Below are 9,615 nucleotides of genomic sequence, written 5' to 3'. Positions count from 1 at the left end.
CGATCCGTGGGGCGGGGCCACCTCCGGCGGCAAGGGGTACGCGCAGGTGCGGCGGACGCACGACGCGGCCCGCGCGCGGCGCGACCACCTCGCGAGCCTCGCCGACGGCGTCACGGTGCACAACGTCCGCGTGGCGTTCGGCGGGACCTCGTGGGGCTGGCTGCCCGCGCCGGGCGTCTACACCTCGTACGACTACGGGGCGGCGATCACCGAGGGCCGCCGGCCGACGCCGAAGCTGGCCGCGCTCCAGCAGCTCGGCCATCTGCTGCGGACCGTGCCCGACCTCGCCCGGCTGGACCCGGCGAAGGAGGTACGGGCCGAGGACGGCCGGCTGAAGGTGCGCCACCTGGCCAACCCCGACACCGGCGCCCAGGTGTACGTCCTGCACAACGACTCCGCGGAGCCGGTCGGCTCGATGCTGCCGGGCACCGGCATCGACGTACCGGTCACCGTCGGCGCGCGGGACGCCAAGCTGCTCACCACCGGCCTTGAACTGGGCCGGCGGAAACTGGCGTACACCACCGCGCAGCCCATGCTGAACATGACCGTCGGGCGGCAGGACATCGCCCTGTTCACGGGCCGCAGCGGTGAGACGGCGCAGGTCGCGCTGGACTGCGACAGCGAGCCGGTCACCAGCCGGCTGGACGAGGAGCCCGGATGGTCCTACGACCGGGGCAGGCTGAACGTCGTGGTGCCGCTCGGGGTGGGCGGGCTGAGCAGGGTGCTGGTCGAGGGCGGGGACTCCGAGACGCCCATGGTGCTGCTGTTCGCCGACGACGCGACGGCGCTGCACCTGTGGCCGTACGAGACCCCGTCCGGCCCGCTGCTGGCCCACGGCCCGGCGCTGCTCCGCTCGGTCGCCCTGCGCGGCTCCACCGCCCATCTCGTCGGCGACGACGTCGGCGGGATGGGCCTGGAGGTGTGGGTACCGCGCGGGATCACCGCCGTGACCTGGAACGGGCGGCCGGTGCGCACCCGTGTCAGCCGGGCCGGGAGCCTGGTGATGGAGGAGCTGATGCCGGAGGTGCCCGAGGTGCGGCTGCCCGCGCTGAGGGGCTGGCGGAGGCTGGCGGAGAACCCGGAGGCCGAGGCCGGTTTCGACGACTCGGCGTGGCCGGCCGCCGACCTCACCTCGTCGCACGGCACCACGCCCGTGCCCGAGGGCGGCCCCGTCCTCTTCGCGGACGACTACGGCTTCCACCACGGCGACGTCTGGTACCGGGGGCGGTTCGAGGACGCGCGCGGTGTCGAGTCCGTGTCGCTGTCCTACAGCACCGGTACGCAGGGACTGCTGATGGCCTGGCTGGACGGCCGCCCGCTGGGCACGCACCGCATGCCGGTGCCGGACGAGGACACGGCCCGGCGGGGCACGTGGACGGCGACGGCCTCCTTCGAGGTGCCGGAGGAGCGGCGCGAGCGGGGCCCGCACGTGCTGTCGGTACTCGTACGGCCGATGCAGCACGACGGGGACGAGCGGGCGCAGGACACGCACAGGGCGGCGCGCGGGCTCGTGGCCGTCGAGTTCACGGGCCGCTCCCCGAGCGTGGAGTGGCGGATCCAGGGCGCCACGGCACCGGACCGGGTGCGCGGGCCGCTGAACAACGGCGGACTGTACGGGGAGCGGGAGGGCTGGCACCTGCCGGGGTTCGACGACCGGGAGTGGCGGAACGCGGAGTTCCCCCGGAAGGAGCGGCGGCAGGGGGTGACCTGGTGCCGGACGGACTTCCGGCTGGACGTGCCCGCCGACGTGGACGCCTCGGTCGGGCTCACGATCGACGACGACCCGGAGCGCGCCTACCGGGTCCAGATCTTCCTCAACGGCTGGAACATGGGCCAGTACGTCAACGACGTGGGCCCGCAGCACACCTTCGTCCTGCCGAACGGGATCCTGCGCACACGGGGGACCAACACACTGGCCCTGGCGGTGCTGTCCGACGGGACCACCTTCTCGGGCCCGCGTGACGTACGGCTGACGCTGCTGGGCGCGGTGCGGGGCGGGGTTGTGGTGGAGGCGGTGGACTCACCGGGGAGGTGAGCCCACCGCCGGGCACATCACACCGGGCGGCTCACGCCAGCCGGATCACGTTCCAGGACAGCGGCTCCAGTACGGCGGAGAGCCGGCCGTCGGCCAGGGCCGTGCCGTCGACCGTGTGCGGGACGACCCGCTCGGGCTCGGCGAGGGTGTTGCGGGCGTCGGGGTCGGCGTCCGCGAGGGCGCTGTGCTCGACGACCGAGGTGAGGTCGAAGCCGTTGAGGACGACGTCCAGCGGCAGCGACCCGGTGCGGCTGCGGTTGACGGCGAACACGGTGACGGTGCCGTCCCCGGCGCGCACGGCGGTGGCGTGCAGCAGGTCGGCCTCTCCGTACTTCCTCGTCTCGTACGTCGGTGAGTCCACGCGGACGTCGAGCACCTCGCCGCGGCCGTACTTCGAGGCCTGGGCGAACGGGAAGAACGTCGTCTGCCGCCAGGCCGGGCCGCCGGGCTCGGTCATGATCGGGGCGATCACGTTGACGAGCTGGGCGAGACAGGCGACGGTGACGCGGTCCGCGTGCCGGAGCAGCGCGATGAGCAGCGAGCCGAGGACGACGGCGTCGGTGACGTTGTAGTTGTCCTCCAGCAGACGGGGCGCCTCGGGCCAGTCCAGGGCGCTGACCTGGGCTTCCGTACGGGAGAGGTACCAGACGTTCCACTCGTCGAAGGAGAGGTCGATCTTCTTCTTGGACTTGAGGCGGGCGCCGATGTGGTCGCAGGTGGCGACCACGTTCTCGATGAAGGACTCCATGTCGACGGCGGAGGCGAGGAAGGAGTCGACGTCGCCGTCGAGCGGCTCGTAGTAGGCGTGCAGGGAGATGTAGTCGACCAGGTCGTACGTCTCCTTGAGGACCGTCGCCTCCCACTCGGCGAAGGTCTCCATGGACTGGCCGGAGGAGCCGCAGGCGACGAGTTCGACACCGGGGTCGATCTGGCGCATGGCGCGGGCGGTCTCGGCGGCGATCCGGCCGTACTCCTCGGCGGTCTTGTGACCGGTCTGCCAGGGGCCGTCCATCTCGTTGCCGAGGCACCACATGCGGATGCCGAACGGGTCCTTGTCGCCGTGCTCGACGCGCAGGTCCGAGAGGGCGGTGCCGGAGGGGTGGTTGGCGTACTCCTGGAGCTCCAGTGCCTCGGCGACGCCCCGGGTGCCGAGGTTGACGGCCATCATGGGCTCGGCCTGGGGGCCGATCTTCTTCAGGAACGCGATGTACTCGGAGAGGCCGAAGCGGTTGGTCTCGGTCGAGCGCCAGGCGAGGTCGAGGCGGCGGGGCCGGTCCTCCACCGGGCCCACGGAGTCCTCCCACTTGTAGCCCGAGACGAAGTTGCCGCCGGGGTAGCGGATGGCGGTGACGCCGAGTTCCCTGACGAGGTCCAGGACGTCCGTGCGGAGGCCTTCCGCGTCCGCGGTGGGGTGGTCCGGTTCGAAGACGCCGGTGTACACGCAGCGGCCGAGGTGTTCCACGAACGATCCGAAGAGGCGGGGGTTCACCTCGCCTACGGTGAAGGCGGGGTCCAGGGTGAAACGGGCGGTGCGCAATTTCTTCCTTTCGAGGGTTCGGTTTCGTCCGCGGCTCGGTGGGGCCGGCCGCACACACGCGGCGGAGCCGCACATCGACACGGCCCCGCGTCCCTAGAGGACGGTCGGCCAGCCGTTCTTCTGCCATTTCAGTTCGTTGAGCCCGAGCTTGGGCGTGCCTTCGTCCTCGGCGTCGTAGTAGTGGTAGGCCAGCCGGTCGCTGCCCCTGTCCCTGAAGACCGACTGGCCGCCCGTGCCCACGTACTTGCCGTGGCCGGCCAGCAGGAGGTCGCCGCCGCCCTCCAGCATCGGGGTGCCGTCGCTGTCCACGTACGGGCCGGTGACCGAGGTCGAACGGCCGACCTTGATCTTGTACGTCGAGTTCACGCCCGAGCAGCAGGCGTCGTACGACGCGAACAGGTAGTAGTGACGGCCGTGCTTGACGATCTCCGGGCCCTCGACCGCGTACGGCTCGTCGGGGCGGGTGGCCAGGTGGTGGACCGGGGCGTCCTCGATCGCCTTGCCGGTCCCCGGGTCCAGTTCGACCATGCGGATGCCGGTCCAGTACGAGCCGAAGGTCATCCACAGGCGGCCGTCGGCCCGGACGACCGCCGGGTCGATGGCGTTCCAGTGGTCGGTGGTCTCCGAGGTGAAGACCTTGCCGTGGTCGGTCCAGGTGCCGGGCAGGCCCGTGCGGGAGGTGGCCACGCCGATCGCGGAGTGGTTGGTGCCCCAGGAGGAGACCGCGTAGTACAGCCAGTAGCGGCCGGCGCGGTGGGTGAGGTCGGGGGCCCAGGGGTCGCCGGTGTCGTTGTACTCGTACCACCAGGCGGGGGGTTCGGCGAAGGCGTTGCCGGCGTCCGTCCAGTGGACGCGGTCCTTCGAGGTGCGGGCGCCGATGACGCCGCCGGTCGAATAGGCGACGTAGCCGCCGGACTTCAGGCGCAGGACGGTCGGGTCGTGGATGATCTGCTGGCCGGTGACCGGCTGGGGGTCGGGGTGGGTCACGTCCGCCCGGGCGGTGGTCGGCGGCAGGGCCACGGCCGCGGCGGCCAGGAGGGTGACGAGTCTCAGGCGTTTCACATCGGGCTCCCTTCGGGCGGGATCACTGGCCGGCCAGGCCGGTGTGGGCGACGCCCGCCACGATCTGGCGCTGGAAGAAGACGAAGACGACGATCAGGGGCAGTCCCGCCATGAGGCCGCCGGCCATGAGCTGGGCCCACTGGATGCCGTAGGAGTTCATGACGGTCGCGATGCCGTTCGGCATGGTCATCAGGTCGGGGTTGTTGGTGACCATGTAGGGCCACAGGAAGTTGTTCCACGAGCTGATGAAGGTGAAGATGCCGACGGCCGCGAGGGAGGGGCGGGAGAGCGGCAGGATGATCGTGAAGAAGACGCGCCAGCGGCCGGCGCCGTCGATGAAGGCGGCCTCCTCCAGTTCGCGCGGGATGCCCTGGAAGAACTTGTAGAGGATGTAGACCATCGCGGCGGGCGCGCACTGCGGCAGGATCATGCCCCAGTAGGTGTCGACCATGCCCATCTGCTGGACGGTGGTGAACAGGGGGACGCCGAGCACGGCCGGGGAGATCATGAGGCCGGCCATGACGACGCCCATCAGGGCGTGTCTGCCGCGGAACTCGGTGCGGGCGAAGCCGTATCCGGCGAGGGCGCTGGTCACCAGCACGATCGCCGTCACGCACACGGAGACCACCAGCGAGTTCACGAACCAGTTGGTGATGTTGCCGGTCTCGAAGAGCGCCTTCCAGGCCTGGCCCGTCCAGACCTCCGGCAGCCAGTGCGGCGGGATCTCGGCGGCCTCCGCCTCGGACTTGAACGAGGTGAGCAGGGCCGCGGCGACCGGCGCCACGAAGACGGCGGAGACGGCGGTGCCGAGCAGGGTGAGGACGATCTGGCTGGGCGTCCAGCGCTTGCGGGACCCGGTGCGTGTCGGCGTGGTCGCGGCGGTGGTCATCGGCCGCCCTCCTCACGGTTGCGCAGCAGCCACATCCGTGCCAGGGCGACGACTGCGATGATCACGAAGAAGATGATGGACATCGCGGAGGCGTAGCCCACGCGGTAGCTGGTGAAGCCCTGTTCGAGGGTGTACTGGACGAAGGAGCGGGTGCTGAGCTCCGGTCCGGGGCTGAAGTCCATCATCACGACGGCCTGGTCGAACAGTTGCAGCGAGGCGAGGACCTGGAGCGCGATCACCAGGCCGGTGATGTTGCGCAGCATCGGCAGGGTGATGTGGACCATGCGGTGCCAGGCGTTCGCCCCGTCCAGCCTGGCCGCCTCGTACAGGTGGCCGGGGATGCTCTGGAGGGCGGCGAGGTACAGCAGGAAGCTGAACCCGACCGTCCACCACAGGGTCTGGATCACGATGGCGAACATGGCGTACGACTTGTCGGTCAGCCAGGGTGTGTCGATCCCGAGGGTGTGGTTGAACAGGCCGATGCCCTGGGTGAACAGCCACTGCCACATGTTGGCCGCGACCGTCGACGGCAGCAGGAACGGGACGAAGAAGCACAGCCGCCACAGCCACTTGCCGCGTTCGATGTGGTGGGCGAGCATCGCGAGGAGGAAGGCCATGACGGTGATGCAGGGCACGACCAGGAGTGTGAAGTACGCGCTGTGGCCGAGCGCGTCCCACATCGCCGAGTCGTTCAGCGCCTCGCGGTAGTTGTCGAGGCCGATGAAGCTCGCGCCCTCGCCGGAGATGTTGGCGTCCGTGAAGCTGAGGTGGACGCCGCGCAGCAGCGGCCAGACGACGAACAGCACGAAGAGCGCCAGGAAAGGGGCGACGAACCAGCCCCCGTGCTGGAAGCCCTGCCTGCGGCGGACGGTGGCGCCGGCGGTGGCGGTCCTCGCGCGTGCCGGGCGGATGACGGTCTGTGCGCCGGTCGTCGTCATGCGACCGCACCTCCCTGTGCGGCGGTGCGGCCGTCCATCGGGTTCTTCGAGGCGAGGAGCGTGGTGAGCCGGCTCTTCATCCGCCGTGCGACGGCGTCCGGCTTGGCGGAGCCCATCGTCGAGGAGACGACGACGGGGCCGAGGTCCTGGGCGAGGACGCCGGTGGAGCCCGCGAACCACACCTTCGGCTCGGTGGCCTGGTGGTCCATGGCCGAGACGTACTCGTTCTGCGGTTCGAGCTTCTTGTACGCGTCCGTGGACAGGGTCGGCGTGTGGGCGGGGATGTGCCCGCCGGCGGCCCACTGCTGGGCGTGCCGGACGATGTGGGCGGCGAGCCGGTGGGCGGCCTCGTTGGCGGCACCGCCGCGGCCGGCCTGGTGCGGCAGGACGAACGCGTGGGACTCGGCGTGGGTGGCCTGCTCGCCGAAGACGGGCGGCAGCGGGGTGGCGCCGTAGTCCAGCTCCGCGCCGGAGAAGACCGGCACCGACCAGTTGCCCTCCCAGGTGAACGGGGCGCCGTTGACGAACTGCTCACCGGTCGGCGCGCCCGGGATGACGTACCCGTCGGTGACGTGCCGGCGGAGGAACTCCAGGACCTCGGTGGCCTTGTCGGTGTCGAAGGTGACCTCGGTGTTGGTGTCGTCGAACCAGGTGCCGCCGAGCTGGGTGTAGAAGGCGACGAAGAACCACCACTGGAAGTTCTGGTCGTTGGTCCACAGGCCGATGGTCTGCAGGCCCTTCCTCTGGGCCTTCCTGGCCTTCTTCAGGACGTCGAACCACTCGGTGGTGGAGGTCACCGGGATCATCCGGCCGTCGTCGCCGAGCAGGTCCGCCTTCTTCAGCACGTCCTTGCGGTAGAAGCAGAGCTGGACGTGGACGTCGAGCGGCAGGGCGTAGAGCTTGCCGTCGATGACGCCGCGGTTCCACAGCGCGGGGTTGTAGTCCTCCTCGCGCACGCCGTACTTCGCGAGGAGGCCCACGTCCCAGGCGTCGAGGAGCCGCCCCGGCGAGAAGCCGGTGACCCGGCCCATGTGCATGACCCCGAGGTCGGGGGCGCGGTTGCCCGCGGCCGCCATGGCGAGCTTGGTGTAGAAGGGGTTGCCCCACTGGAGGGTGGAGTCCTTCACGTCGATGCCGGGGTTCGCCGCCCGGAAGGAGTCCAGCATCGAGATCATGTTGTATCCGTCGCCGCCGCTGAAGAGGTTCCAGTAGCGCACCCGGGTGTCCGCGCCGGAGGCGAGCGCGTCGGCCCCGGTCCCGAGCGCCGCGAAGCCGAAGCTTCCGGCGACGGTCAGCCCGCCCGTTCCGGCGAGTAGTTGCCTGCGGTTCAAGCCAGGTCGTCCCATGCCCTGCCTCATCTGTTCATGGATTGTTCGAAATATCGAATGACGCCCGTAACTTCGAACGGACCGTAGAGGTGATGAACCGACGCGTCAATGGTTCGGGCAAGAACTCACAGCGGGGCTTTCCGCGCGCCCTACCCTGGCCGTGGCACCCGGGGACACCGTGGCGGTCACCGAGTGACCGCGTCACACGCGGAACTGGCCGGGACGGCACCCGACTTGGCATATTGCACAGGTGACCGGGCAACACCCAGGGGAACAGGGAGACAGCGGTGCGTACCAGGAAGGAGATGCGTCGTCTCGCTGACGCCCTCATCGGCCCCATCCGGGTGGCGGTCCCGGCGGACCCCGAGGTCCTCTTCGAGGCACTGGTCGCCTCCGTCAGCGCCTGGCGGGGACGTGACGTGGTCGTCCACCGGGCGGCGTTCCCCCCGCACACGGCGAGCGGGCTGTGGCTGGAGCGCGAGGACCACGACGACGTGGTGGTCGACGAACGGGCCGCCGTCTGGCACCAGATCGTGATCCTCTGCCACGAGGTGTGGCACATGAGCCGCCGGCAGGCGGACGCCGGCCCGGCCACCGGCGAACGGCCCGGACCCGTCGCCGCGCGCACCGACTTCAGCCTGGCCGAGGAGCAGGAGGCCGACTGCTTCGGCATGCTGATGGGCCGTCGGCTGCGCACCTGGCTGGAGGCCTCCACCGACTCGGTGTACGCCGCGGAGGGCGGCGACCCCGAGAACCCGCGGGACCTCGCCGGACGCATCGGGGCCGCGCTCAACTACCGCGGGACCAGGGGATGAGCGGCCTGATCAACTACGTGAGCTGCGGGGTGCTGTGGCTCGGCCTGCTGGTGCGGGCCCCCGACCTGCTGCGGCACCGGCACGATCCGTACCTGCGGGCGATCTGCGCGGTGCTGGGCCTGGCGGGGCTGTGCTTCTTCCTGGGGGCGCCGCCGACGGTCGGCGCCGTCAACCGGATCGGCGACGTGCCGAACCTCGCGGCGCCGGTCACCTACGTGGCGATCACCGGGTACTGCGCCGCGTCCCAGCTCCTCGTCGTGCACTGGCGCGGCGGACCCCGGGTGCGCCGCACCGCCCGCCGCTGGCTGCTCGCCTACGCCGTCGTCGTCCTCGGCATCACGGTGACGTTCGCACTCGGCGAGGCGCCCGTGGAGCGCCGCACCGACCTGGACACCTACTACGCGACGACGCCGTTCATCGCCCAGATGATCGTGCTCTACCTGGTCGCGCACCTCACCGCGGTGACCGTCACCACCGTGTCGTCGCTGCGCTGGGCGCGCCGGGTACGGGGCGGACTGCGGGCGGGGCTGACGCTGCTCGGCACCGGTTCGCTGTGCGGGGCCGGGTACAGCGTGGCCAAGCTGGTCGCGGTGGGCGCCCGCTGGTCCGGGCGGGACTGGTCGAAGCTCGGCACCACCGTCTCCCCGGCCGCCGCCGGGCTCGGCGCCCTGCTGACGGTCGTCGGGGTGCTGGTGCCGCTGGCGGCACCCCGGATCACCGAGCGGCGGCGGGCGCGACGGACGTACGCCCGGCTGGAACCGCTGGAGCGGGCGCTGGACGACCTCCTCACCCGCCGGACGCTGCGGCTGCCCCGGCCCAGGCTCGCCTCCCCCACCACACGGCTGATGTGGCGCCAGACCAGCGTCCACAACGCGCTGAGCCACCTGGACCCCTACTTCGACCGGGAACTGTACGACCGGACCCGCGCCGGCGCGCTGGCGGCGACGGGGGACGCGGAGCGCGCGGAGGCCGCCGCGTGGGCGGCGGTGATCACCGCGGCGGTGCGCGACG

At 71.1% G+C, this 9,615-nt stretch carries 8 protein-coding genes; 3 read left to right on the top strand and 5 right to left on the bottom strand.

What is annotated here, in order from left to right; all coding sequences use genetic code 11:
- The coding region (locus B7767_RS11975) for a beta galactosidase jelly roll domain-containing protein (RefSeq protein WP_085572186.1) at nt 1–2,035 on the top strand (2,035 nt) is incomplete at its 5' end.
- 31 nt (nt 2,036–2,066) lie between these two features.
- Here the strand turns inward: B7767_RS11975 and B7767_RS11970 are convergent.
- From B7767_RS11970 to B7767_RS11950, 5 genes are all read right to left on the bottom strand, one after another.
- The gene (locus tag B7767_RS11970; protein ID WP_085572185.1) at nt 2,067–3,572 is read right to left on the bottom strand and encodes an alpha-N-arabinofuranosidase; all 1,506 of its coding nucleotides are present in this window, start codon (nt 3,570–3,572) and stop codon (nt 2,067–2,069) included.
- 93 nt (nt 3,573–3,665) lie between these two features.
- The gene (locus B7767_RS11965; protein ID WP_085572184.1) at nt 3,666–4,634 is read right to left on the bottom strand and encodes an arabinan endo-1,5-alpha-L-arabinosidase; all 969 of its coding nucleotides are present in this window, start codon (nt 4,632–4,634) and stop codon (nt 3,666–3,668) included.
- A gap of 22 nt (nt 4,635–4,656) precedes the next feature.
- Nucleotides 4,657–5,523 carry a carbohydrate ABC transporter permease gene (locus tag B7767_RS11960; protein WP_085572183.1) on the bottom strand — a complete coding sequence of 289 codons (867 nt, stop codon included), beginning with the start codon at nt 5,521–5,523 and terminating at the stop codon, nt 4,657–4,659.
- Nucleotides 5,520–6,461, bottom strand: coding sequence for a carbohydrate ABC transporter permease (locus tag B7767_RS11955; RefSeq protein ID WP_085572182.1), 942 nt, complete (start codon nt 6,459–6,461; stop codon nt 5,520–5,522). Before B7767_RS11955 ends, B7767_RS11960 begins: the two co-directional genes overlap by 4 nt.
- Nucleotides 6,458–7,807 (bottom strand): extracellular solute-binding protein, encoded by a 1,350-nt coding sequence (locus B7767_RS11950; protein WP_085572181.1) that lies wholly within the window; start codon nt 7,805–7,807, stop codon nt 6,458–6,460. Before B7767_RS11950 ends, B7767_RS11955 begins: the two co-directional genes overlap by 4 nt.
- A 269-nt stretch (nt 7,808–8,076) precedes the next feature.
- On the opposite strand from B7767_RS11950, the gene B7767_RS11945 reads away from it, so the two are divergent.
- Both B7767_RS11945 and B7767_RS11940 read left to right on the top strand, forming a co-directional pair.
- Nucleotides 8,077–8,604 (top strand): toxin, encoded by a 528-nt coding sequence (locus B7767_RS11945; RefSeq protein WP_085572180.1) that lies wholly within the window; start codon nt 8,077–8,079, stop codon nt 8,602–8,604.
- On the top strand, nt 8,601–9,615 hold a 1,015-nt coding region (locus tag B7767_RS11940; RefSeq protein WP_107486022.1), incomplete at its 3' end, for an MAB_1171c family putative transporter. The genes B7767_RS11945 and B7767_RS11940, both read left to right, overlap by 4 nt.

The sequence above is a fragment of the Streptomyces sp. 13-12-16 genome (genome assembly GCF_002114215.1).
Lineage (GTDB): Bacteria > Actinomycetota > Actinomycetes > Streptomycetales > Streptomycetaceae > Streptomyces.
Note: the sequence above shows the minus strand (reverse complement) of the source record. Positions and strands in the feature narration are given on the sequence as shown.

What these genes read in the sequence shown, in the direction of transcription:
- B7767_RS11960 (WP_085572183.1), bottom strand. Translation starts at nt 5,523, where the DNA reads ATGACCACCGCCGCGACCACGCCGACACGCACCGGGTCCCGCAAGCGC.
- B7767_RS11955 (WP_085572182.1), bottom strand. Translation starts at nt 6,461, where the DNA reads ATGACGACGACCGGCGCACAGACCGTCATCCGCCCGGCACGCGCGAGG.
- B7767_RS11950 (WP_085572181.1), bottom strand. Translation starts at nt 7,807, where the DNA reads ATGGGACGACCTGGCTTGAACCGCAGGCAACTACTCGCCGGAACGGGC.